Genomic DNA, 26,659 nt, shown 5'->3' with positions numbered 1-26,659 from the left:
TTTTGCTGGCAGCTTCCGCTTTCAAGCTCAAAAACGACTCTGAGTTCGACGCCATCCGCATCGTGCTCAGAGTTTTTTTATGCGCCGCTGGTTTGTGTGTTCTGTTTGGATGCAAGCCAACGGACTCAACGTCAAATCCGGCGACAACGAACATCGTCGACGGCGAAGATCGTTCTGTTACAGATTCCAGCGACGAAATTGCTGCTGAGGCATTTGGACCAGACCAGATTTTGAACTTGGGGCGAACCCAAGGATGGGAGGCCGCGGAACAAGTCGCGAGCCGGGCTTTGATTCTTTCGCCGCAAGACGTCGGCATCCTGGTAGTGTCCGCTGAAGTGAAACAACGCCTCGGCAAGACGGACGAGATGTCGATGCTACTGGTCGATGCAACACGCGCCGACGATTTCGAGAACGAGACGCTGGTGCTGCAAGCGGTCGCGGGACTGATGGCGAACGGTCAACTCTTCGAGGCCATTGAATTGCTCGAAGACGTGATCGGCAAACATCCGGAACGAAGCGAAACACGTCGATGGTTGTTTGATTGTTTGGTCAACTCGGAACAAATCAATCAGGCGTTGCCGCACGGTCGCCAGCTCATTCGTGAACGTCATTTCGATTCGGTTCTGTTGTTTTCAATGGGCCAGAACGAACAACGCGATCGTGAAGTGGAATCTCTGACGATTCTTTCCCGCCGCAACCCATCGGATGCCCGCCTAACGATCGGAATGGCGAGGCTCGCCCTTGACCGAGGCGATTTTGCCGAATCTGGTGAACTGCTTCAGCAAATATTGCAGCAACACCCGACGTTTTCGCCCGCATGGTGCTTGGAAGCCGAGCGTTTGTTTTTGGCCGGTGAACACCCAAAATTGCTGTCGTGGTTGGGAGATGTTCCGCCCAATGTCAAACGAGACGCGTGGCAGTTCTGGGCAACCACAGGCAACCTTGCGCTGAAGTGTGACCAGCCGTCCGTGGCCGCTCACGCTTACTGGGAATCTATCCAACGCAACAACGGTGTCGGGAAAATTCATGCCAAGCTGGCTCGATCGTTGCAGCTCATTGCGGATCAACACGATTGGATCACACCAGAACTTCTGGACGGTTTAACGCTACGAGCTGAGTTGCTGGAACGACTGGTGCAGGTGAAAGACCGTTTCTATCGCTCTGATATGAAATCGCCTGAGATCGCAACTTCCATTGCCGAACTGTTGGCTCAACTTGGTCGCAACTGGGAAGCGGAAGCTTGGCTGGCGAATGCGATCCGAGAATCCAATGGCCAAGCAAAAGCTGCTGTCGAACTACGAAGTAAGATCGTTGCCAAGTTGCGTTCCGACCTGCCATGGCAGTTGGAAATCGACTCCTTTACAACGCTGGATTCGCACGTTCATGCCAGCCTACCGGCTTCTTCAATCGAATCGTTGGCCGTCGAGATCGAACCAACCTCAACTTCACCACAAAAGCTGGCCGGCGCAGAAGCGAACGGTGATGCAACAGACTATCGACTGATTGACGAGAGCGAATCACGCGGACTCGCAGAGTTGCCGAACGATCCGATCCAACTGGCAAACGGAGTCATTCCGATTCATTCTCAGCTGGGATCCGGCGGCGCATCCTTGGATTACGACCTGGATGGTTGGCCTGACATCTTCTTGGCCGGATCTTCCGACGGGATTGATCAAGAAGCTTCCCGGCTCAGCAACAGCGAACTTTGCCGAAACGAAGCCGGACAACTGCATTCCGTTCGTCGGGAGGCAAATTTGTTCAACCGCGGGTTCCCTCAGGGGACCGTGACGGGAGATTTGAACGCGGATGGATTCATGGATTTGATTCAGCTGAATTACGGCAAGGACCAAGTGTTCCTGAACAACGGCGATGGAACATTCTCCGATGCTTCCAGCTGGTTCGATCGTAACGAAATGGCTTGGTCGACCAGTGGTGCGATCGCGGATTTGGACGCGGACGGGATCGCCGACATGATCGTTCTTCGATATTGCGAACCGGACTCTCCCATCCGTGAACGGTGCCGTCGCTCGGATGGTTCGATCGATTACTGCGTCCCCACTCACTACAACGCTGACATCGATCAGTTCTACCGCGGAAGGCCATCTGGCGGATTCGAGATCGCGACCGAACGTTGGGATACCGTTCCGACCAATCCAGGCCGTGGACTGGGACTGATCGTTGGACAACTGGACGACACGCCATCCATCGACGTTTTTGTCGCCAACGACATGACCAGCAACCACTTTTGGTCTCGGTCGATGCTGGATGATTCGAAGTTCGCAGAGAGCGGCACATTGTGTGGGCTCGCGTTGGACTGGCGTTCTCGTCCGCAGGCCAGCATGGGAATTGCCGCGGCCGACTTTGACGGCGACCATGATCTGGACTTCTACGTCACCAACTTTGAAAAAGAACACAACACGCTCTACCTGCAGCAAAACCCAGGAATTTGGTCCGATCAAACCCAATCGGCTGGGCTCTACAAACCCAGCTTCGAGTCCCTGGGTTTTGGAACAATCGCGATCGACCTCGACAACGACATGTCCGAGGAAGTGATGATCTGCAACGGTCACGTTCACCACGACTCACCGTCCGGCTACGCGCAGCATCCGCAACTTTGGTCGCGATCAAATCATGGTTTTCAGTTTGTTCCGCGAGCAAAACTGTCTGACTACTTCCAGACGAAACATGTTGGCCGTGCGGTTTGGAAGATGGATATCGACCGCGACGACAACACAGATCTGGTGATTACCCACCAAGGCGACCGGCCAACTCTGTTGTGCAATCGGACGCCAAAGGCATCAGCAAACCATTCCTTAAAAATTCGATTGGTCGGAACGGTGTCAGCTCGCGATGCGATCGGTTCGGTGGTTTCAATCACCCACGGGACACATTCCAGTACACAGTGGCTGCTTTCCGGTGATGGTTACATGGCGTCCTGCGACAAAGTCCTGACCTTTGGTCTGGGAACTGCCAACGAAGACGCTCGAATTGAGGTGTCGATTACTTGGCCCGATGGCACGACCCAATCGGCGCAGACACGACCAAACGTCGAACTGTTGGTGGTCCAGAATCAACCGACCGCGTTTGTACTGGACGCAGATTCACACTTGGATTGAGTGCATCGGTTGTTCGGTAGCTCTGACATCCGAATCCGGATGTTAGACATCCCATCGATAGCTGGCTTGCCGAACGAAGCCTTTGATTTCAATCGTGCCATCCGGTTGGATATCCATGACCGAATAGCCATTGCTTTCTGGACCTGAGCCTTCGACCATCGCCGCCATTGTGCAATAGTGGATGCCTCCGATCTCGCTGAGATCATTTTGGTGGCTGTGACCTTGAAACACTGCCACAACCGAACCTGAATCCTCCAACACTCTTCGAACATCCGCGTTGTTCTTCACTCCGTGATGGTTGCTGACGTCGAGTCGTTGATGAGCAAACACCACCGTCGGCTTGCTGCTTGCCTTCAGGTCACCACGCAGCCATTCCAGTTCTTCAGCAGAAATGTTTGCGTCCGTCCAATGAAAGTTGCGACGACCGTAAGACTTCCCGTCCTCTCGAAAGCACGCGTCCAGAACGATGAAGTGAATCCCTTGTCGATCGAATGAGTAGTAAGAACGTTCCTGTTCCACTCCGCCCAAGAATTCGTCTTTCGTCAACGTGTCAACGCAATGGTTACCCAAGACGTAATGACGTTCGTCACAAATCGAAGAGAATTGCTTGTTGATCGTCTTGAGATACCCTTGCTCAACATCCACCGAATCCGCCGCATCAATCAGGTCGCCCAGTTCCACGACAAAATCCGGTTGATCGGTCGAGAACTGCTGACCGGCTGCCTCCAACTTGCCTAGCGTTTCTCGATAGTGACGCGACCCGGCGGGCGACTTGTCAGCGTAATGCAAATCCGTGATCAGCCCGACGCGAACTGCTTTCTCATCGCTCTTCACTTCCTCAGCGAACAACCGTCGATTGGTCAAAGCGGACGCCGCCAAAACGAGCGTTCCATTCTTCAGCAAGGTGCGTCTCCCAACAAGTTGGTGAGCAAGCTGGCTAGTTTGATCGCCGGATTCAACGAATGAACTTGATGCAGGATTCATGGTTGACAGATTCAAGGAGGGAAGCTCGGAGGGTTCGATTGCCACAATCTACTGGTTTTCCATCCTCGTGAAAGTGAAGAAGCGTTCTCGATGATGAAACATTTCGGTTGCTCATCATTGCCACGAAGAGAGCGCAAAGAATTCGAGAAGGTTCGATGAAGCAGCCACCCAAGTCGCAGCCCCGCCACAATCGACCTGGTCCATGGATGTGGAGCCTTGTATATCGCCTTCGTCGCGAAAGCCTACCGTCGTTAAGCCTAGTTCTCCCCCGAACGCCCGAGATCGATCGGTTCTTCGCGACCTTGATGAACGTAGATCTCATCTCCCGTTTGCGTGACTTCCCGAATCGTCAGCGGTCTGCCCTGTCCGCCGGGAACCTCCGCGTCCGCAAACACGCGGTTCACGAACTCGCGAATGCCAATCCAAACTCGGCCAAGCGTACTCTTCGTCGTTTGCTCAGCGGTCTCATCGATGTATCGGGTGTGGGTGTCACGAACATTCTGACTCAACGATCCGCGAAGAATGTTGCTTTGGCTTCCCGATCGATACCGTCCAAAGTCGACTTGTCCATCAACATCGTTGATTTCGATGTTTTGCCCATCGACGTTCACCACGTTCCGGAATTGGTTATTTGCGTTGCTCAATCGAACGTCAGCTGGCGTTCCCGCTTTTCGAGCATTAAACGAGGCAACGCCCGACGATTCGATCGTTGATATCGGATCCTGTAGGATCGCGCCTCCCTTCGTCATGACATTAAGAAGTCCTTCCGCCAGGATTTGTCCGAGCGTCAGTTCATCCGCGTTGTCCTGGAACCGAACATCCCGCCCTTCCGCATGCAAAACCCCTTGGAAGTCGTTGTCTTCATTGTCCAACAAAATGTCGGCCGCACTTCCTGCGGATTTCGCCGAAAAGTCTGCCGATCCAGCGATAGCGATTGATCCACCGGATGCTTGAGAGATCGCACCGCCGTTTGAATTCGCGACAAAGTCACCGACCGTATGAATGTCAGCAAGTTCCAATCCCCCGTCATCGTCACGTAGCGTCGCAGAGAAGGCGTTCACGCTCACGTTGTCTCGGAAATCGTTACTGGCATTGTTCATCGTCACCGCACCATTGGCCTCAAACGATGAATCCCCATTCACAATGGTGACGGTACCGGGAAGCTGATCGATATTCCCGCTGTTGGCATCGATATTCAATCCACCTAACGCGATGATATCTCCGACCTGAACATCACCGTTGGTCGCATTCAATTCGACATGGGTGCCGCTCAAATTTCGAACGTCAAGCGTTCCGCTGGATTGAGTGATCTCAATGTTGCCGATTGCTTCGATGACACCGCCCAACGCCTGAGTGAATTCTTGCAGGACAGACAGTGTCCCCGCCAAATCGAGCGTGCCGCTCTGCTGATTCAACACAGCAACGCCAAGGCCGCCATCAAATTGCAACGTCCCACCCGTTTGATTGAGCAGATCCAAACTTGCATCATTTTCAATACGCAGTGTTCCTGACTGTACGATCAGATTGTCTCCGTTGATGGACTCGATCTCGACTGGTCCATCGACCGTGTTGTTGAACGAAGGCGTCACTCCGGCAGGAAGAAACACATTTGCGACATTCGCCAAGTCGGGAATTGCACCACCGGCCCAATTGTTCGGATCACTCCAATCACCGGTCGAACCGCCAACCCACTGAACGCTATCGAGTCGCTCGATCGTGGCACCAGCATTTGCGTCATAGCTGATGCTGTAGTTCGCTCCACCGTTGCCATCCAAAACTGTTGCGTTGGACGGAGTCAGTGTCTTGCCAGCCCCGACGTTTTTGTTATCAAACTCTAGCGTGATTGCATCGACGAAGTCGCCGTCAACTCCGAGTTGCCCAGACAGAACCGCTAATTGCTCTTGAGTCGCACTGAGCGATGTGTTTCCGTCATAGATTTTCGTTCCGGCCGGTGCGATCAAGGCAACATTCTTTGCAGTGATGGATCCGTCCGTTCCAGACAATGAGCTACCGCTCGTTAGGAAATAGTTGCCTGCATCATCACCTGACAACGTCATTCCATCGATCGTGTAGGACAACCCCGTTCCCGCGTTCTTAGTCAAGTACTCACCGACACCGCTCAGGGAGAGCGAATCGCCTGCAACACTGCCCGACAAACTCATTCCACTCAAATCGAATGCTACTGTTCCGTCGTAAACCTTCGCCGCGTTTGACAACGTGGCACTTACCGGAGCCGCCAAAACAGAATGATTCCCCAAAACACTGATTTGGTTTGAGAAGTTTGCACTGGTTTCACTGACGCTTGATGCAATCAGGTCGTAACTTCCAACCGTCAGAGAACCGCCCCCACCATAGGACGCCGCCTCAGCAGCAATCGTTAATTCCGCAGTCCCACCCACACCATCGTTGAACGTGTAGGTGCTTCCGTTCTGCGTCGGATCTGCCAAGTCATGAACGACGTTTCCGCTATCCATGTATTGAGCGGAAAGAAAGCTGAAGTCATTGGCTTCTCCGTAAACTGACTCGCTGTTACCAAACCGAACCAGCAATTCTTCGGCCGGAACAATTGTAAAATCACCGGTGTTGAAGGTGATTTCGTAGTTACTCGATGAGTAACCACCTGGCGAAAGCACACCGAAATACTCTCCCGCAGCCTCGTTCACACCAACGCCGGCTCGTGAAACAGTGAGTGCCCCCCCAAGATCCAGTGCCGTCTCACCTCCGACAAATCCGGTGATGTTCACGCCCGCGTAATTGGATGAATCAGACTTGCCGATGAACTTTGCATCATGATTTGCAGTGACAACCAAGGGTGCGGGTGTGATGTCACCTGTTAGACCTGTTGGCGATTGCAGCGTGTAATTGTTCGAGTCCACGCCTCGCAGGTGGAGTCCGCTAACACCGATCTCAAGGCCCACGCCCGCATTCTTTGTTGCATAGTTTCCAATCACGGTTCCATCGAGCGTCACGTCGTCTCCCGCAAGGGTATCGACGGTGGCGGAACCGTTCAGCGTCGCAAGCGTTGTTGCATCGTAGGCTTTATCAGAACCGGTCAATCCAGTGATCGACACCGAGAGTGGCGTGATACTGGCGGTCGCGTTGACTTGATCACTGATCACGTAGTTTTCAACGTCTGTCCCTCCGTAGACGGTCCCGGAGAGCGTCACGCTTTTGCTGTTTCCAACATGCTTGTTAACAAACGTTCCGATCGTTCCATTTGCATTCAGATCGTCACCAGCAACCGCCCCGTCAAATGACACGCCGCTAGTATCGATCACTGCCGTGGTCGTACCGTCATAGACTTTATCAGCCGCTGTGAGTCCCGAAACACTGATGGCCAACGGAGTGATGTCGGCAGTTGTCGATGCTTGATCGACAAAGTTGTAGTTGCCAACGTCGGCCCCACCATAGTTGGCACCAGCTATCGAAACCTGTTTCGCCGAGCCAACATGTTTGTCATCGAAGGTTCCTGTTGCCGAAAGAACATTGAGTTCATCGCCGCTGATCATGCCAGTGAATGACGCTCCTGAAACATCAATTGCTGCAGCAGTGTTTCCGTCATAGACTTTTCCCGCACTCGCGAGTCCGCTGACAGAAGCTGACAGCGGAGTGACGTCCGCCAACGTGCTAGATTGATCGGTGAACGAGTAGTTGGACGCATCGGTCCCTTCGTATGATATTGCACTTAGAGAGACAACTTTGTCAGTGCCAACATTCTTGTCGACAAACGTTCCGAGTGTGCCTGTTACGGAAACGTCATCGCCAGTGACCAAACCAACAATGCTGGCCGATTGCAGGTCAATCGCAGCGACGTTGGTTCCGTCATAAACTTTGTCGTTAGCAACGATCCCCGTTACGCTCGCTGACTTTGGTGTGATGTCCGCAGTCGTCGAGGTTTGATTAGCGATGGAGTAGTTCGCGAGATCGGCACCTCCGTACGTCGTCCCCGAAAGCGTGACCGATTTTCCGATCCCCGCATTTTTGTCTGCAAAAGTGCCAACTGTGTTGGCCCCAGACAAATCATCGCCGGCAACGAGACCGTTGAACATCAGACCGCTCAAGTCGACCGTTGCACTCGTGGTTCCATCGTAAACCTTGTCGCCGACCGTGATTCCACTGACCGTGATCGACTTGGCGGTGATATCGGCCAAGGTGCTGGATTGGTCCGTGATCGCGTAGTTGCCGACGTCTGAACCACCGAACATCGTTCCCGCCAGTGTGACGGATTTGCTCACGCCAACATTCTTGTCGTCGAAGGTCCCGGTCGTTCCCGATGCGTTGATGGTGTCTCCCGATAAAAGTCCTACGAAGCTGATGCCGGTCAGATCAACGGCCGCCGCCGTGCTTCCATCGTAGACTTTGTCGCCCGCGGTGATTCCGCTGACCGTCACTGCCTTCTGACCAATCGTCGCCAACGCTGTCGCCTGATCCGTGATCGCATAGTTTGCAACATCATCGCCGCTGTAGCTGCTGCCCGACAGGTTCACCGTCTTGTTCGCGGCAGCGTTTCTGTTGACGAATGCTCCGGTAACCGAAGCAATACTCAGGTCATCTCCATTCACCAAACCAGTGAAGCTGATCCCGGAAGTATCCAAGGTTGCGTTGGTCGTTCCGTCATAGACTTTATCCCCAGCGACGATACCGCTGACCGACACCGATTTCGCGGTGATGTCGCCTGTTGCTGCGGTTTGATCTGAAATCGAATAGTTCGCGAGATCAGTGCCGCCATAGGTTGTTCCCGAGAAAGCGACCGATTTCACGGTTCCAACATTTTTGTCTGTAAACGCGCCAACGGTACCGGAGGCCGACACATCATCACCACCGACAAGACCGTTGAACGCTAGACCGCTCAAGTCGACTGTTGCACTCGTTGTCCCATCGTAGACCTTTGCATCGACCGCGAGTCCGCTAACCGTGATCGACTTGGCGGTGATATCAGCGGAGGTGCTGGCCTGGTCCGTGATTGCATAGTTGCCGACGTCGGAACCACCGTAAGTTGTTCCCGCCAATGTGACAGACTTATTTGCGCCAGCGTTCTTGTTCGCAAATGTACCAGTGGTGCCAGAAGCATTGATTTCGTCACCCGAAACTAAACCGGCAAAGCTGATTCCACTCAGATCGACCACGGCAGAGGTTGTTCCATCGTATACCTTGTCGCCCGCATCGATTCCGCTAACCGTCAAACTTCGTGCAGTGATAGTTGCGGAGGACGTGAGTTGATCCGAGATAACGTAGTTCCCAACGTCCGCTCCTCCGTAGACTGCGGAACTCAACGAAACCGTTTTCGCTGTCCCAACGTTCTTGTTTTCAAACGTTCCTGTGATGCTCGATACAGAGAGTTCATCGCCCGCGACCATTCCGTTGAAAACGGCACCCACCAAAGGCGTGGTTGCGACGGTCGTTCCGTCATAAACCTTGTCCGAAGTCGCAATCCCGCTCACGCTGATTGCCTTTGCGGTGATGTCCCCGGTCGTGCTGGCCGAACTCACTGCACCCAGCGAATAATTCGAGGCATCGCTGCCCGACAAATTCAGTCCATTGACTGTGACCGTTTTGTTCGTCCCAACGTTCTTGTCACCAAACGTTGCGCCGGTATTGCCGATCGATACCAGATCGCCAGTTTCGATTCCGACAAGCGTTCCGCTTGCCGTGAGAGTTGAGTTGGTGGTTCCGTCGTAGACTTTGGTTGATGCTGCAAAACCGCCTGCTGTCACGACCTTTTGTGTCACGGCGACCGCGTCAACATCATCAACCACGTTGTAACCAAGATCAGCCAACGACGTGTCAGTCACGTCATAGTCACCTGCCCGCAATTTCCCAGCGTTGGATAGAACCGGAGCGACGATCGAGAAGGATCCAATGGAATCGCCGTTGACCAAACCGGTGGCAGATCCATTTGGTGTGGGTGCATCGTTGCCGTAGGTGACTGACACGTCATTGGCCACGATATTCGCGGTCGGTTGCTCGCGGTAAATCACTTGCAACCCAGCAGCCAACGGCGTGCTGAAGTTTGACGCAACTTCGTCGCTGTTGTACCGGAAACCTCCACTTCCCGCCCCCAACAAGCTGGTCACTCCGGTGGAGTCCTCGATACTCCCGGTCATCAACGTGACGCGGCCCCCGTCACCCAACGCAAGCGCGGCAGAATCGGCAAGGACGATGTTCCCACCCGTCGAAGTTCCCGCGTCCGTCTCGCGGCCCGCGTTGAGCGTTATGGCCGAAGCGGTGGCATCCGTCGTTGCGATGTTCTGGCTGACCGTTAGATCGCCGGCCAAGGTTTCAATCGTGATAGTCCCCGAGGTACTTATACCATTGACGCCGACAGATCCAATTTCAATTGCATTGCTATCAGCATAGTGAACATCGCCGACTCCGGTTGCCGCAATAGTCGCAACATTGTTCGTCAGTGAACTCAATTCAAAATCACCGCCGCCGGACAATCGCAATTGATCCGAAACGACTGAACCGGAAATGTTTTGAGTGACATCGCCGGTGCCATTGAGATGAACCAAATTCCCATTGGAATTGATTCCCGCATGCAAATTAAGATCGCCACCGAACAAGCTAATGTCACCTTGGATCGAGACATCAGATCCAATCGTAATGTCAGCTGCATTGCTGACCTTGCCAATCGTTAGGCCAGCCAGCGCGCCACCGAATGTGGTTCCAGTGGTGTCCAGGGCTGAGGCAAAACTCGCGTTGAGTGGTTCAAGGAACAACGTTCCGGTTCCGACATAGCTGGACGACGAAAGGCTTAGCTGATCAGTACGCAGTCGCAGTGAACCGTCCACCGTAGTGGTACCGGTGTACGTGTTGATTCCAGACAACACCAATTCGCCGCTGCCTTGCTTGACCAGATTCCCTGACCCCGAGATCACTCCCTCGAATGATCCAGCGGAGTTGTCACCGAATGCAGTCAACGTTCCGGCATCCAGATCGATGCTTCCGGCCCCCGCAAAGGATGTCACGGTCTCATCGAATCCCGCGAGATCCCATGCAGCACCAGACTCAACGGTGACGGCGACCGAGTTATGGATAGCACCGGATTGATTCTGGGAGACCGTTCCCTCCGTAATTTGCAATGCACCCGTGAACGTGTTCGGCGCCTGAAGCGAGAGCGTACCGGTTCCTTGCTTGGTCACTCCGCCATCGCCTGCGACGATGCTTTGCCAGATTGCGGATTGGGCTGTATCCACGATCAACGAGTGGTCCGTAGCAAGAAACAGCGATTGGTTGCTCAGGTAATGCAACTGCCCCGTGGCATCGATGCTGACATCGCCATCCAATACGCTGATTGAGTGATCGGCACCCCAAAGAATCGCGTATTGGTCAGCGGCGGTCGCAGCAGTTCCTGTCAGCGAGATCCCGCCGAAGGCTTGTAGGTTCGTATTGTTCGGCGTCGAACCGCCGTTGGCCAAGATTCCGAATCGTGATGCTGAGCCGCTCGTATCGGTCACACTTCCCAAGACATCGATCTGATCAGCAAAGAGGTTGCTACCAAAGAGCAAAACTCCGCTGGCATTATCGCCGCCCGCGTAGGTGCTTGTTCCCCGCAGCGTGATGTTTCCGGCGGTCGCGTCCAAGTTATCTGAAACGCGCGCGTCAACCACTGCATTATGCAATGAGATGCCAGAGTGGAATCGTCCCGAGTCGTCAACAAAAGCTTGGCCAGATGCAAATCCGTCAGGCGAATCATCCGAATCCGTATCAAGGCCGCCAGCGAACAACACGTCGCCTCCTTCGGTAGAAACGGTTGCACCGGATTGAATTTCAATGTGCCCAACACCGTCCGCATCGCTGTCTGACCAATAGGTCACACTTCCACCGTCCGTTGTGACATCGACGTTGGCGGATTGAACCACCGAACCAGTCGTTCGCACAAAAAGATCGCCACCGTTCGTGTTCACATCGCCCAGCAACGTCGCGTCGCCACCTATCAACGAGACGTCACCGTTGATATTCAAATCACCATCTAGCGTCAAATCAGCCGTATTCCCATCTTTGCCAACAACCAGACCGGTCAAATCCGTCGAAAGTGTCAGAGTGTTTAGTGGCAGATTGAATGGTGCTGCGAAAGAGTTGTTCAAAGGTTCGATAATCAGTTCACCGGAGGTATCAACCGCTACGGTCGCCGGAAGCGACAGCGTGTCGGTTCGCAAAAGGATATCGCCGGATAGGTTCGCCGTCAGATCGCTTTCGAGCGTCAAAGCCGTTCCTTCCAAGTGAATGTCACCGTCCACCGTCAATCCGGAACTGGAAACATTCAAATCCAACTGGCTTTCCACGACCAATCCGGAATCGTAGGTTTGGGCACCAGTCGTGATGAGCGAATCGCCGCTGACAGTCACACCAGCACTCGTCACATCCAGCGACGCGAGTGCTTTGCCTGAACCGATTCCGCCCATGGTCACCAGGCCGGTCGCACCCGCGTCGATGGTGACCGTAGCGGGCGCCGCATTTGTTTCGCGTACATAACCAAGGACGTCGTAATCACCGGTTTGGGTAGCAGCGAAAGTGGTGCTGGAACTGAGGTCGTTCCAGAGCCCTGAGTTGCCGTAGAACTGACCGACGGATTCGCCCGCACCCGACGGACCTCCATTGGGCTCGCCAGGACCAAAGTTCGCAAACTCTCCTGGTTCCGCAGCACCACCTCCAGCGTCAACTTCTGTCCAGAAGTGCTGTCCGGATTCGGGTCCGTCAGCCCACTTCCAATCCAGCGGCGTCGCGGTATCTCGATAGGCACCAATCCACGCACCTTGATATCCAGCCTCAATGCCAGCGATCGCGTTTTCCAGTCGAGATGTGATTGTGACGAGATAGCTGTCCCCAAGAAGACTTCCGCCCGCGGTTCCATTCCTCGCGTCAGTTCGAGCCCAATCCCATGAACCAGCACCGTTGGGACCATCTATGAAGTCGTATTGGTTCCCAGAGTTCAATAGTCCTGAGAAGTCGATGTCACCGCCGTTCGAATCAAAGGTAACTCCTTCGATCGACGCGTTGGCGATGATGGTCTCGCCCTGGATGGAGATGTTGCCTCCATCAGAGTCGAACGTCTGTGCTGCAGCATTTGTGATGTAGATGTCGCCGCCGACTTGCACATCCACTCCATTCAATTCCGCAATATTTCCATTGCCGGTAGTGATGTTTCCGCCTGCCGTGGCCAGCGAATTCGCACGAAAGATATTGATGCCATCGCCGGAATTGTCTGCGTCGGCCCACAGTCGAACGTTCTGCGACCCAGCCAAAGTATCAATGTTCCCGTTAACAACAACGTGACGATCCGCCTTCAAAATCATGTCGGTGCTTGCACTGCCAACGCGCGTGATCAGGCCACCCAAGTTGACGTCATTTCCCCCGGTGATCGATAGATCGCCACCCAACGTGATGGCATCGTTGATGTTGACATCACCTGACGCATCCAACAGCAGGTTTCCGAGCGCACCAGCGGAACTCAGATCCAGTGCTGCTCCCGCGTCGACCGTTATGTTGCGACCAAACAATTCCAAATCACCGGCGATCGTCAATGAATCATAAAGCCGTATATCCTGTGACAAGCCCGCCTTCCCGAGCGATAGTCCGCCGAGCAAATTGAGGTTCGAAATCACCAACCAATTCACGTCGGCGTTCACGCCTGTGAACGTGTTTGCACTCACGCTCCCATCGAAATCCAATTGCGTACCGATATTGGCCCAAATGTCGTTCGGGCAAATTCGCAGATGACCATACAGATCGACGTTCAAAGTGCCTCCGCCGAAGTCATCGCCGATAAGCGTGATGTCACCGGAGCCACTTTGCAGCAACCTAGTTCCACTCAGTCCAATCCCGTCGAATCCAGTGTTGTAGCCGAGCCCGGCCCACAGCAAGATGTCACCGCCACCACTGTTGACGTCGCCATACAAGTCGAAGGCGTTGTGGTTGAATCCGCTTGCGCCAACCGAACCTCCGTCGCCGACAGTCAATCCGTTCCAGTCCTGACTGCCAGCGTCAGTTGCACTTCCACCAGCCCAGAAATGGCCACCACCGGAGGTGATGTTTCCCAAGATCGATGTTCCACCCGATCCGGTGTTGTGATAGTCCGACCAAAGAATCGTATCCAAGAGCGCACTACCGCTAGCTGTGATGTCACCAACAAGCTGAACGCGACCGTCGGCTTGTGCGGTCAGGACCGAGCGATCGCCACCCGTCTTGAAAATGTTGCCCAGCAGGCGGATGGAAGAGTTCGTTGCAAGATTGGATTTGAACAGCAAATTTCCTGTCGACGTGCTGGTCAGATCGTCGTTCAGCGTCAACTCACCGCCCATGGCTGAGAAACCGCCAACAAGCGTGATGGTATCGTCAAAAGTGAGATTCGCGGTGTTGTTGATCTTTCCGAAAACCATCGAACCGAACGACGCACCAAAGTTCCAATCGTCGTCAAACACTAACGCTTTTGAAAATGAATCGCTGAGGGACTCAATCGTGAGCCCGCCGAAGCCTTGAATCGAAATCGAGCCGCTGCCCGCATTGGTGAAATGTTGCGAGATCGAGTTGGCTTGGATCAGAATGTCGCCGCTGTAGGGGTTGATTCCGTCGTAGCCAATCGTGATGTCGCCTGCCACGTTGTCCGCAGTAAAACGAATCGCGTTTTCAGCGGTAGCGACTTCTTGCGAATTCACGCCACGAAGCGTGATGTCACCGGTTTGTGATGTGATCAATAACGCCCCGGCCGAACCGGGTTGCAATTGCAATCCCGATGTGTCACTGGTCGCGGCGTCGCGAAAATTTGCAGTGCCGTCCAGTGTTATGTTTCCACCGACCGTCGCGATGTTGATTTCGTCGGATCCGTTGCTCGTTACGAGAGCCAGCCCATGTCGCCAACCAGAACCGGAGTTATCGGCACCGATACCTACGATATCGATGTCGCCGTCTCCGGTCGTGATGCTGACATTACCACTAGCGGTCAACGCGTTGTCGATCTCACGCCCAATCCAAACACCGGATCCGTTAACAAACTCGCTCGTGTTCGCCAACTCGCCTGTGATCGATATGTCACCGGTCGAACTGGTGAGTGACGAACCGCCGGCCAGATGAACTCCCACCGCGTTGTCGACGTTGAGTCCTGTCTGATCACCAACCAGCCCATCCAGAGTGATCGATCCGGATGCGGTTGAAATGCTGGTGCCGTTAAGTTCAATCCCAAATACTTCGTCGAAGATAGACAAGGATCCCGTCGAACCGGCACGAATGAGAACGTTGCCTCCATCGGTATCAATGTCGGTGTTCAGAATCTCCGCTCCATGCAGCAATCCCAACAAATCCCCTGCCATGGCACGTCCAGATCCGATGGCAATGGTGGGATCACCATCCGAGGGCGTCCACGTTGTTTCTGAACCGCCTGTGATAGCCAGACCGCCGCCGTTGGTTCGAATGGTCGTTCCCAGAACCGCATTGCCGATGCGTACGGTCCCCGTGCCCGAGTTGTCTTGGTCAGCCCAAAGCACGACATTCAACTTGTTCGCGTTCGCGTTTTGTGTGGCATCGATGGTGACGCCCGCATCCAGAACGATGTTTTGATGTGCCTTCAAACTCAGCGTTGCATCACCTGACATCGCCCCCGTGATCAGGTCGCTGGTCAAAGTGATATCGCCCAACTCCAGATCACTGCCTAGGCCGCCAAGCAAAGGCAGATCAACAGTTGTATCGACGGTAACATTCGTACCGGAGTCCAATGCCCCAACCAAAGTGATGGAAGCGGCGAGATCGATGATGAAGTTGTACGGATCAATCAGCCAATCGCCGCCCTCGCCGTTGGGAGCTCCCGCGTCAACGCGAACACCGGTCGTGTCGACTTGCGAGCCCGACGTTTCGATTCGCCCGCCATTTCCTGACAATTGACCAGCTCGAGCGATCAAAGTGCCGAACGCGCGAGTGACGGACTCTTTGCTCAAGACATCAGACCAAAGTACGATTGCTCCCCCGTCACCACTTTTAGTTGCCGATGCGTCAATCGTCGCGGTTGATTCCATCGTGATGGAAGTGGCTTGCGACATTTCGCCCGCGCCCTGCCATTGACCACCGACAAAGACTTTGCCACCGCCGTTCGTGCCGGTGGCATTGATCAAGGAATCCTCTTGCAGCGTGATTTGATCCGCTTCGAGTTGCACCTTCCCTCCTTGGCTTCCTTCCGCAAGATGGCTTTCAATCGTGCCATCATGAAGAATCTCACCACCCGGATTGACGAGGTACACCTCTCCGCCAACTGAGGCCGCGCCGGTGGCTCGAATGGTTCCCGTGTTCTGAATCAATCCCGCAGCCGGACTGATACCGCTGACGAGAGTCTCCATTGACGCTTGAACAAATGAGACTCCGTTTTCCAAGGTCACGGTTCCGCCACCTGACATGGTGATGTTGCCACCATCGGAAGCGATTGTTCCGTGATTTGCAATCTCGTTCGCGATCAGATGTGCACCGCCTCCGCCAGTTTGAACGGTGCCTTCGTTGACCACCGATGCTTCACTTCCGTTGTTTGTGAACGTCAGTGGCCCGCCGCTCAGAAATGATTCGTTAGTGACATCAAAGGTAGAGGCCACGAACCCGTTGGTGTTCACCATTCCAGACGAATCAACCATGATGCCAGAAGGGTTGACCAGCATCACGTTGCCATTCGAATGAATCGCACCTGCAATGGTCGACGGCATATCGGGTGTCGTCACTCGATTCAGGATCGCAGAACTGGAATCGGGCAGATTGAAGTTGGCCACATTGCCAGCACCGACGTTGAATGAATCCCAATTCACAATGGTGCGAGAGGAGGTTGCATTGACATCCATCACTCCCGCAGCCTGGGAAATCGCGGCCTGCCCCGCCACAATATCGGCACCGGTCGGTAAGGTGGGTGCTTGAGCGAACGCGTTCCCCGCGCCTCCGGCAACCCATCCTAAGATTGCAAGTCGAAGCGAATTTCGACGTGAACGCGCAGTCATACTGCGACGGCGCGCAGCCTGCTTTCCATGAATCATTCGTGTGCCCCATATTGATCTCACCGAAAAGCCAATCGCTCTTTGTGCCTAAGCAAGCTTTTCGATGACTGTGTTATGCCCATCAGCTGGATGCCGTCCGAACCTCTGCGGAGGGCACCAACCTAGGGAATCTTCGCCGATTTTTATTGCCTCTCTGTTTTTTATGACCTACGGAACTCCGGAAAACCTTTTGCAACAGGCAATTTGAATCGGCTGGAACGATTGCATTGCGAATCAAAACACTTGTTCAGTTCACAGCAGGCCTCATAACCCATTCAGCGATCACGACACGATCGAAAACGAGGGTGCGATTCCGTTTCGGAAAGAGAAGATTGATCCGATCCTTCTGGTGAAAGCGATATCCCTAATCGAAGGGGCAGTGAGTCGTCGTGGCACACGACTTACATAACGAGGCTATTCAAGGAAGTTGCGTTGTGGGGCAAACACAGCAATCCGCGTCGATCAATCGATGCGCAGTCATTCGTGTGGTATTGGCAGTCGTTGTCGGCTTTGCGTTGGTAGGTGGCAGTCTGGCGACCGCTCAAAACTACGATCGTTACGCACCTCGTGCAGCCACCGAGGCCGACAACCTGCTACGGCAACCGCCATCTGCTGAATTTCCTGAGCAAGAGACGCCAGATGTTCCCGGCGACGACCGCGTCCTCGTTCCAACATGGGACGCGGTTCGATTCGTTGACTCGGCTGGCAAGATCATAAAGGATGCCTCGATCGATTCGCTCGAAGGTGTTCACTACGACTTCGGTGTCTGTCGCTCAGTCTTGTATGGCGAGGGGACTCGTCGGATCGTGCACCGCTACCTCGGCGGACCGATCACTCTTCGCCGTCTGAATTCACTGTCGAGAGATTTGATCCTGCACTACCGCCAGTGCAAATATCCAATCATCGATGTCCAGATTCCCGAACAACGAATCACCGGAGGCACCGTTCATCTGGTTGTCATCGAATCAAGGGTTGGTGATGTCAAAATCCAACCCGGTTGCTATTTCGATCGCGAGGAACTCTCAAGGTGGATCAAATGCACTCGCATCGGCAATCGCATCTACGAGCCACCCATCGAGAATGACCTGCTCTGGCTCAATCAGAATCCCTTTCGTCGCGTCACGGTCGACTTCGAGAAAGGAAAACTTCCTGGTACCACTGATGTCATTTTCGAAAGTCACGAAGTCCGACCGATCCGCGGGTACATCGGAGCAGACGACACGGGTGTGGAGACGTTGAACTACGGACGGTTCTTCACAGGCTTCACCATGGGCAACAGGTTCGGAAAAGGTGGAATCTTTGGCTACCAATACACATCCGACCAAGAGTTCCGGTATCTACACGCTCATTCTTTGAGCTACACCCATCCCGTCAGTCGCAAGTGGTCCGCCAACGCCTTCGGAAGTTTGGCCAACGTTTCGCCCAAACTAGACGGTGGACTCAATCAAGATGGTCAAAGTTGGCAATTGGGAGGTGGGATCACTCGATACCTGATCCGAACTCGAAAGGACATCGCCAATCTTCAACTCGGGTTTGACTTCAAGAGCACGGACAACAACCTAGAGTTCGCGGGATCCACTGTCTCTGACTCAGCGGCTGACTTGTTCCAAATCAGCCTGAAGTTCGATCGTATCATCCGGGGCGATCAACCTGAGGAATACGCACTTCTCAGAATGGAGACCTTCGTCGGTCCCGGCGGCGGAATGTCTGGACCGCACTCATCAGACGCTTTCAATACGATTCGTCCGGGGACCTCACCCGACTACATCTACGGCCGATTGCGAATGGAAGAGTCGCGTTACGTTGGACGTAACTACCAATTGCTCAGTCGGTTTACTGGACAGGTAACATCGGAGCGATTGCTCTTTAGCGAGATGCTTGGCATCGGAGGATATGACTCGCTGCGTGGATTTGATCAACGTGAGTTCAACGCCGATCATGGATGGATCGCGAATTTTGAATTCGGGCCGCGTACGAAGCGTTGGGGATGTGATCGGACACCAAGGGTTCTAAGAACGTACGGGTTTGCCGATCTAGCCAATGGCTACTTGGACAATCCAGTTGCCGGTGAAAACGCTTACGAGTTTGCGATGAGCACCGGCGTCGGGGCTCGCTTCCAAATGAGCGACGTCCTGATCGCACGAGGGGACTACGGCGTCGGATTGGTCGACCTCGACGGTTCAAGCCGCTCCAACCGTTTTCATTTTGGTGTGACCTGGGTTCCTGGGCTGCGTCCCTGATCGTTACTTCTATCGATGCTAGTCATTGGCCGATGCATTTCGATCCACCGGTTGTGCGTTGCTCAATCCCGGAGGCGGCATCGGCATCTTGATGCGACCATCGGATACGTCGAGACGGTACATCAGTTGGTTGTAGTTGTAACGAGGAACAGGAACCGTGGTGCCTGAGAACGTATTGACGAAAGTGCCCTCAAAGAAAATCGTCCGACCATCATCCCGCATCAACTCTGGATGCTGCTTGGGATTGTAGAAGTCCATGTTCTGGCCCGGTCTGGCGTGCGTCGCAACCTTTCGGCAATGACCCCAAGGCCCTTCTGGTGAGTTTGCCGTCGCGAACCAGACTTCCCCCAGAAAGCTGTCACCGCCTTGCTCACAAAAGAGCATCGTCCAACGCCTCAAGTAGGGATTCCAAGCAACCGACCCGTTCGCGACACGGACGGGCTTGCTTGAATCAGCATCTCGTAAAGCGGACGGTGCTTCTTCCGGTGTAAGCACCCCTTCGCGAATCAGTGTGTCAATCTGTTCTTGCGAGATTGGTTGCTTCCCACGTTTCCAACGGAATTGAATTCGATCGTCCTCATTGCGATCGATCGAACCATCGTCGGAAAAACAAGTCAAACCTTCGTATTCGCTGGGGTTTGTGATTGATTCGAAGTCAGCCGGCACGCGAACAGTTGGTGGCGTACCGATATAGAAGTACTCCGATTCATCAGCCTTCACTCGAATGGGATGATCACGAGGGAACAAACGAGACTCGGTTGGCAAAGGTAGACGAAGATGTTCTACGAAGACATCTTCCGAATCGTCGTAGACCATCAATCCTGTTTGAGCGACCGAGAAATCTTTACGAGCGGCCACGTAGCGAGCAACCAAGTGTTCCTGCTGGTCGCTATCTCGCACGACCATCAGCCCATCGACCCAAATGGGATGGTTGGCTTCTTGTTCCACACGAGCCATTGAGCGAACAAAGCGTCCGGGCTGCCGAAGGAAATAGGTGAAAGGGATACCGATGTTCGCATCCAGTTCGGACGGCAACGGCGACGTCGCACCTGTCATGCTGTAGTTGCCCAGTGCAAACTTGATTTGGTTGGTGTCCTGCCAGAACCAACGCATCTTGCCGTTGTAAACCACCGTTTGGACCGAGTCCGATCCGGTGACCTTGCCATTGACGAGCGGTACATCCAAAGTCGGCGTCTTGCCCAGCAACATGGTATCTCGGTAGATACCAACCCCGGTTTGTCGATACAAACGTTCCGCAACATTTGTGCGCTGAAGCTTCACCAAGACTTCATTGCTCGGCGTGGTCGTGAGCGCGATGCCGGTTGTGCCATAGGGTCCGACCGGACTTTCGTAGCCCCAACTGCGGATATCAAACCAAACCTGCTGGTCCATCAACCCTGGTTCGTGATACGCGACATAGCCATTGCTGTCGGTGAAGTATCGAGACTCGTCCGTCGTTCGAATTTCGACCAGCGGAATGCCACGTCCGGTTTCGCGATCAACGACTCGGATGGCGAAGTAGTCTTCGGGGCCCGCGTGAACGGTCGTCATCAAGCCGAGTAAAAAACACGCCCCGGTGGTCAACATCGCGGCACGATGGCGTGCTGACGTGAACATCAATTACAACTCGGTGACGAATGCTTTGAGCTGCTGCAGACGGTCTTCATTGATGCAGTAGCACACCTTTGGGCCGTCCACCTCACCCTGGATCAATCCAGACTCTTTCAGAATCTTCAAGTGCTGGGAAACAGTGGACTGCGCGAGAGGTAACTGATTCACGATTTCGCCGCACATGCACGCTTCTCGGCCGATCAAAAAACGGACAATCTGCACACGTGCCGGATGAGCGATCGCCCACGCGAGTTTTGCGAAGTCCTCCGCCGTAGGGTCGTTCTTCAGCTTCACCGGCGTTGAATCGCAAGCTTTCTTCTTAGTTGACTTTGCCAAACCGTTTCCTCTCTTTTCTTTATCGTTGATCTGCGATCGATGCTAGCTGTCACGGGCCCATCGGTCAACGGTTTGGAGAGCTCATATTGCATTCGAGCATGGCAATCGAGGAAGCCGACCGGAATGATCGGGGCGGCACGACTACGGCAGATAGGGCCAATAGGTCAATTTTCCGTTGTGGTGAGCGACGAAGCGAACGTCACCATCCTGCGACACCACAACGGCAATCGACTGATTCAGTCCGTTGACCAAACGGTAGGCCGAGCGGTGTCGCGTTCCCGCCGAATCGGCTCGTTCAGCTACGGTTTGATTCCCTTCAATATCGGTTGCCCGATGAATCGTCTGGACAGGGGTGTCACCAAGAATCTCTCCACCGAATCCGATCAATCGAAAACTATGGTCCAGAATCAAGGCTCCATCAACCGTCATCATGTCGGCGAGAAAGTGACTGAAGTCAATCAGCTGATCATCGAAACGCCGCAACTCCGCATCACGAAATTGCTGGTAGTCACTCCAAGTCAAAATGGCCAACTGCCTCGTCTTCGCAACTTCCAAAGCTCTTGCCATCAAACGCAACATCATGCCGTGGTAGAGCAACGTGGAATCATCGGACTCAAACTGCACGCGGAAACGCAGCCATTGCTCGCAAGTCCCATCTTCGTGCGCGCCATTGGGCAGTACCACCATCAATCCGCCGTGGCGTCTGTTTCGGACCAATCGGAGCACTCGCCGAACAACACTTTGTGCCAGGTCTCTTACAAACGATTCGCAGACCTTGGTCGTGGCAGTGTCTTTGGCGTGGTCATCCGGAAGCCGATTCAACATCGCCTCACGCACGTTTGAAAAACGGCCAGAGATCCAAGTGGACCGAAACGGATCAAACCCATCGATCAACAACTGACCTTGGTTGGTCTCAAGAACTCGCATGTACCCGGAGGATGCAACCAAGTGCCCCGGCCGGATCGCTTGAACAACCAAGTTTGGAGGCAGCGATACACCGTCGAAACGACTGCCTTCGACTCGGTTGACCCACTCGGTTCCTGTAACCACCAAACCCCAAATCACCAACACGCCTCGCTCATCAGTCGTGATGGCGAGCGCGGCGCGATAGAAATCAGCCGCGGCATATAGCTTTCGCAAATTGTGCGGGCTCAGGATCGCTGGCTCCGCAAACGACAACACATGTGGCTGAGGATCCTGCGTCGCCATGCCTCGCAATTGGGCGGGACTGGCGTAGATCACGCGGCAACGAACCGGCGTGTCTTCCTCCCGCAACAAGCTCGCTTGATAGCAAACGTCCAACAAAGAAACCATGGACGCCGTCGGCGGCAGCAGTTCCAACGGGAAACCACGCGATTCCCATTGTTTCACAAGAACCGACGCCATTTCGGCGGGGTAAGAAGAGAACTGATCCATGCTTTTCGCTGTCCCCGACAAGACATTGTCATCAAACTGGCATCCCTGCTGCTGTGTGCCTTCGTTGACAATGTCTAGATCGTCGAACCTTCCACCGTCAACACCCAGCAAAAGACTGCAACAATCGTTCCGGAGAACTCACGCCAGTCTTCCAGGCAATTCCATTCGAGGGGCACAAACGCAGTGAATTGTCACAGACAATTGCCGCTGTGTCGTCTCTCAGGGAAGACAGCGATTCAATCGCGACTCAAAATCACGCAGGTAATCTTCCCGCCAACGATTGACCGTTTTGGCCCCACGGTGAGGACCTTCCGATGACTTCATGTCTGGATCGTCCGTCCACCAATTCGGCAAGTCCGCTGACGGATGGTTGGCAAGCCCCGGTGACGGGTTCACGACCGTGATCGATCCGCGTTGTCCGTCCAGCGTTTTTGAATCGCTCTCGATTCGAAAGTCATATCGCTTGGCAGCCTTCGGGCAAAACCGAAAATGAACCGCCGAATCATCGCCGAGGTGACCTTCCAAACGCTGGTTCTCGACCACCAAGACAGCCTTTGTTGGAGCAGCGTTTGAATCGATCGCGAGCACCAATTCCAGAACACCAAAGACCTCCATCTGATCCCTTTGGACTGGCATACGGTCAAGACGCATCGTCGGCCGCTGCCAAGCCCGGACAAAGCGTCCACCCCAACTGGGTTGAGATGGATCCGATGGATCTCCGTGCAACAACCAAGCAACCGTGGGTGTGTCACCCATTTTGATGTCGGCCATTTGACGCACAAAGAAGTCGCCCAGTTTCCCTCTGCCGGCGACCTTGGATGCAACAAAGCGTTTGTTGCTCCAATCACCAGACTGGTTTCCGCCGACGAACCAGCCTCGGTAGGTCGAGTTGGATTCGATCATCCACAATTCTGGATGGTGATCGACGAGGTACTGGTACGCGTCAGCGGACCACTTCTTGTTGGGCCCGCCGATCCAGTGCACACGCAACTTTGGCAAGATGTCCGGCGCGTCATGCAGTGACTGAGCCAAGTCCTCCAAACCGCCCCACACCAAGACATGCAGGGGACGCGGATCTTCGCGACGCGCACACTCGACGATCCAGTTTGATCCTTCAGTCGATTTTCGAAAGCCCGCGTAAGGAGCTCGCTCGGTTTCACCTTGTTTCGTGATCGAGCGAAGTTGGGCTGCCGCTGGATAGCGTTCGGAATGCTTCCGCAAATTGGGATAGTCCGCCTCATAACAATCGATCACTCGCAGGATATCGCTCGTTCGACCATCACCAAACGGCGAGGAAATGAGACCTTCGATGTCCAGCACATCAGCGTACAACAGCAAATGCACCATCGACTGGAAGTCATCCGGGTCCGTCCCGCCGATATCGGTCAAGACGATCACTCGATGACGTTCGCTGACGCCGGACACCGGAGCATCCTGCGCAGCGACATCCCCTTCCAGCATTACCGAAACACCCAAGCACAGCAGACAAAGCAGCAAACGATTCATCATTTCACGACATCCACAATGACACGAGCGTAGCGGGTCAGTCGAGGCGAACCATGATCCGTGACCGCCACGATGAAGTGCATCGTACCGGTGCCCGGTGGCATCACAGTCCGCGTCGGGACGGTGAACGAAGCCGTCGCGTTGTCAAAGCCATTGATTGCGACAGGACGAGCGTTCGTGCCACTCGAACAAAGAAAGCTTCCCGCTTCAGGGTAGTACAACCATTCGTACGACAGCAAATCGCCGTCGGGATCGCTTGATCCCTCCGCACTCAATTCAACGACGTCGCCTTTTTTCGCGGTCAGACGTTCGGCGTGAGCCAACTTCACAACGGGGGGATGATTCGCATCTTCGACTGATTGAATCGTCCAGTCCATTCGGGCGGCGAAGTCGTTTTGGTAAGCCTCCCGCCATCTCCAAATCGTTTCGTGGTTGCCTCGGTGCCACCGACCGTCTGTTCCCAACACTTCGTCCTCCGCGTTGGACCAAAACGGACGAGTCTCGGCCTGCAAGAACCACTTCTGCATTCGCGGTGTGTACAACTCGTAACGGCCGCCCCATCCGCCCCAATCTGGATGTTCCGGCTCGTTCAAACCATTGTCGATCAAGTTCAGAAACGACGGAGTGTCGCCTTCCATCAGGTATTCCCAAAGTGGGTACTCTTTGCCAAGCGGTCCTTTGCGACGAAGGTTTTTGTCGAGCCATTCATTGGTCACCAACGAGAAATCCGCTCCATCACAACGAGCGTGAAAGTAGTCGCCGCTGATTCCACTCCAAGTCGCATGCTGATAGGCTCCGCCGGGATAGAACCCTGGGCTGGCGACATAGAACAGATCCGGGAACTGTTCCCGTATCCACGGTCCGCTATCGTCCTGGTCCGAGATCGTATAGACGCGAATTTTCTGGATGAACGCTTTCAGTTCGTCCGCGTTTCGAGTCTCTCGCACTTTCCACAATGACTGAGCCAGCACGCTTGGGCCGCCCCATGCCGTGACCCAGATCGGCCGTGGGTCATCGCGATCGACCGCCTCGATCAAATCGTTCGAAGCGTCCGAGTCCTTGCCTTCACCAACACCTTGCATGCCATACACGGCAAGGCCTTCGGTCACGCGATTGAGAAGTTCGTCCTCCGTCGGGAACCCCGCTTCGTGCTTTTCTAAGTTGTCACGAACCTCACCATAAGCCTTGACGATTCGGCGAATCCGATCCGGTGCCGTCCGGCGCTGTTGGTGAACCGAAGTCGTCGCGGCCAACCCCTCGATATCAATTTGGTTGGCATAGGTCAGCAACCGAACCATCGACATCGCATCGTCGGGTTCATTTTCGATATCAGTCAGGACAAAGAGACGAGGCTTGTCGGCGTTTGCAACACTGGCGATCGCCGGCGTCACACAGAGAACAAGCAAAACAAGTAAACGGGACAAAAACGGCACGGGAACGTCCTTCCAAGTTTGGGGATGAGAGGTGAATTATTGACGAAGCGAGGTTTGATCGGCGGTGGGGAAGTCGTCGGGAATTTCTTGAGTCACTGTTCCAGTCGCTGCCCACTCCGTGCCGCGTTGGAGAGTCGTGATGAAGCCGACACACTGGAGCGAATCGACCGGTTCGGATTGATTGGGTGCAACGTGTCCGAGCGTGGTATGAAAAACCCGTCCCTTGCCATACTGGATCGTCATCAAGATGGGCTCGTTCTCACCGGTGCCGTTGCGCATCGATCTGACCGCCGACGCGGTTGCAAGCACCGTCAAATCATTCGCGGGTCCGCGAAGCTGGGAATACAGCTCGTCGTTTGCATGCAACCACATCGAAGGCAATCCCTTCATAATCGGATGCTCTGGGGCACGGGACACGACTGGAAAATCATGACGAGATGGATGCTGAGCGGTTCCAGACGAGGTGTCCAAGACAGTCTTGCCGTCGCGCCAACGAACCTTCGGTCCCCACTCTTCTGTGCGTCCACCCCAGCCGCCCAGCCCGGTCATATCAAGGAAGGCTTGCCAGTTTGGAAATGCGTTGTTGGTCGCGTGAACAACAACCAAGCCGCCTCCTTGTTCCATGTACTTTTCAAATGATTTCTTGGCGGCATCGGGCCAATCGTCGCCTTCGTAATCCAGAAGCACCGCGTCGTAGTCAGTCCACACAGGATCGAAGCCCGACATGTCTTCACCAGAAGCGGGTGTTGTCAGCAATCGCACGTTGAATATCCCAGCGTCCTCGAGCATGCGTTTGAACGCCGTGCTTTGGACTTCCCAGTTGTGGTACTTGGACGATTGGCCTGTGACCAACAACACATCGAGTTTTTCCTGCGCAACCGCCGAACTCGAAGGAAGCAACGCACACAACATCGTGCACGAAAGGATGAGGAAGCGGAGTTGGAATAAAATGTTCATGATGTGATAGTCTGGTGGTGGGGAAGCAAGTCGGCAGGAGTCAGTCGGTTGTGGAGCTGTTA

The 26,659-nt window shown here is 54.3% G+C and carries 10 protein-coding genes; 2 read left to right on the top strand and 8 right to left on the bottom strand.

Annotated features, from left to right (window positions below; translation table 11 throughout):
* Nucleotides 1-2: 2 nt before the first annotated feature.
* The gene (locus RB_RS06970; RefSeq protein WP_011119405.1) at nt 3-3,116 is read left to right on the top strand and encodes an FG-GAP-like repeat-containing protein; all 3,114 of its coding nucleotides are present in this window, start codon (nt 3-5) and stop codon (nt 3,114-3,116) included.
* A gap of 42 nt (nt 3,117-3,158) precedes the next feature.
* On the opposite strand, the gene RB_RS06965 is transcribed toward RB_RS06970, so the two are convergent.
* On the bottom strand, nt 3,159-4,100 hold the full coding sequence (locus RB_RS06965) for a metallophosphoesterase family protein (RefSeq protein ID WP_164921649.1): 942 nt from the start codon (nt 4,098-4,100) through the stop codon (nt 3,159-3,161).
* A 257-nt stretch (nt 4,101-4,357) separates the two neighbouring features.
* The gene (locus RB_RS06960; RefSeq protein WP_164921648.1) at nt 4,358-17,062 is read right to left on the bottom strand and encodes a YDG domain-containing protein; all 12,705 of its coding nucleotides are present in this window, start codon (nt 17,060-17,062) and stop codon (nt 4,358-4,360) included.
* A 470-nt stretch (nt 17,063-17,532) separates the two neighbouring features.
* Between RB_RS06960 and RB_RS06955 the strand changes: the two genes are divergently transcribed.
* Nucleotides 17,533-19,338 (top strand): ShlB/FhaC/HecB family hemolysin secretion/activation protein, encoded by a 1,806-nt coding sequence (locus RB_RS06955; protein ID WP_164921647.1) that lies wholly within the window; start codon nt 17,533-17,535, stop codon nt 19,336-19,338.
* Between the two features lie 18 nt (nt 19,339-19,356).
* Here the strand turns inward: RB_RS06955 and RB_RS06950 are convergent, their stop codons facing one another.
* The 6 genes from RB_RS06950 to RB_RS06925 form a co-directional block, all read right to left on the bottom strand.
* On the bottom strand, nt 19,357-20,955 hold the full coding sequence (locus RB_RS06950; RefSeq protein ID WP_164921646.1) for a DUF4185 domain-containing protein: 1,599 nt from the start codon (nt 20,953-20,955) through the stop codon (nt 19,357-19,359).
* Between the two features lie 3 nt (nt 20,956-20,958).
* The gene (locus RB_RS06945) at nt 20,959-21,243 is read right to left on the bottom strand and encodes an ArsR/SmtB family transcription factor (protein ID WP_007325842.1); all 285 of its coding nucleotides are present in this window, start codon (nt 21,241-21,243) and stop codon (nt 20,959-20,961) included.
* A gap of 183 nt (nt 21,244-21,426) precedes the next feature.
* The gene (locus tag RB_RS06940; protein WP_007328267.1) at nt 21,427-22,812 is read right to left on the bottom strand and encodes a putative sensor domain DACNV-containing protein; all 1,386 of its coding nucleotides are present in this window, start codon (nt 22,810-22,812) and stop codon (nt 21,427-21,429) included.
* 108 nt (nt 22,813-22,920) lie between these two features.
* The gene (locus RB_RS06935; protein ID WP_011119397.1) at nt 22,921-24,210 is read right to left on the bottom strand and encodes a DUF1593 domain-containing protein; all 1,290 of its coding nucleotides are present in this window, start codon (nt 24,208-24,210) and stop codon (nt 22,921-22,923) included.
* On the bottom strand, nt 24,207-25,598 hold the full coding sequence (locus RB_RS06930) for a DUF1593 domain-containing protein (RefSeq protein WP_164922755.1): 1,392 nt from the start codon (nt 25,596-25,598) through the stop codon (nt 24,207-24,209). Before RB_RS06930 ends, RB_RS06935 begins: the two co-directional genes overlap by 4 nt.
* 78 nt (nt 25,599-25,676) lie before the next feature.
* Nucleotides 25,677-26,597: a ThuA domain-containing protein gene (locus tag RB_RS06925; RefSeq protein WP_164921645.1), complete on the bottom strand. Its 921-nt coding sequence runs from the start codon at nt 26,595-26,597 to the stop codon at nt 25,677-25,679.
* Nucleotides 26,598-26,659 lie beyond the last annotated feature (62 nt).

This window comes from Rhodopirellula baltica SH 1 (genome assembly GCF_000196115.1).
Classification (GTDB): domain Bacteria; phylum Planctomycetota; class Planctomycetia; order Pirellulales; family Pirellulaceae; genus Rhodopirellula; species Rhodopirellula baltica.
This window is presented reverse-complemented; position numbering and strand designations above follow the sequence as displayed.

Coding starts and splice junctions, on each gene's coding strand:
- RB_RS06960 (WP_164921648.1), bottom strand. CDS start 17,062: ATGACTGCGCGTTCACGTCGAAATTCGCTTCGACTTGCAATCTTAGGA.
- RB_RS06935 (WP_011119397.1), bottom strand. CDS start 24,210: ATGATGAATCGTTTGCTGCTTTGTCTGCTGTGCTTGGGTGTTTCGGTA.
- RB_RS06965 (WP_164921649.1), bottom strand. CDS start 4,100: ATGAATCCTGCATCAAGTTCATTCGTTGAATCCGGCGATCAAACTAGC.
- RB_RS06950 (WP_164921646.1), bottom strand. CDS start 20,955: ATGTTCACGTCAGCACGCCATCGTGCCGCGATGTTGACCACCGGGGCG.
- RB_RS06925 (WP_164921645.1), bottom strand. CDS start 26,597: ATGAACATTTTATTCCAACTCCGCTTCCTCATCCTTTCGTGCACGATG.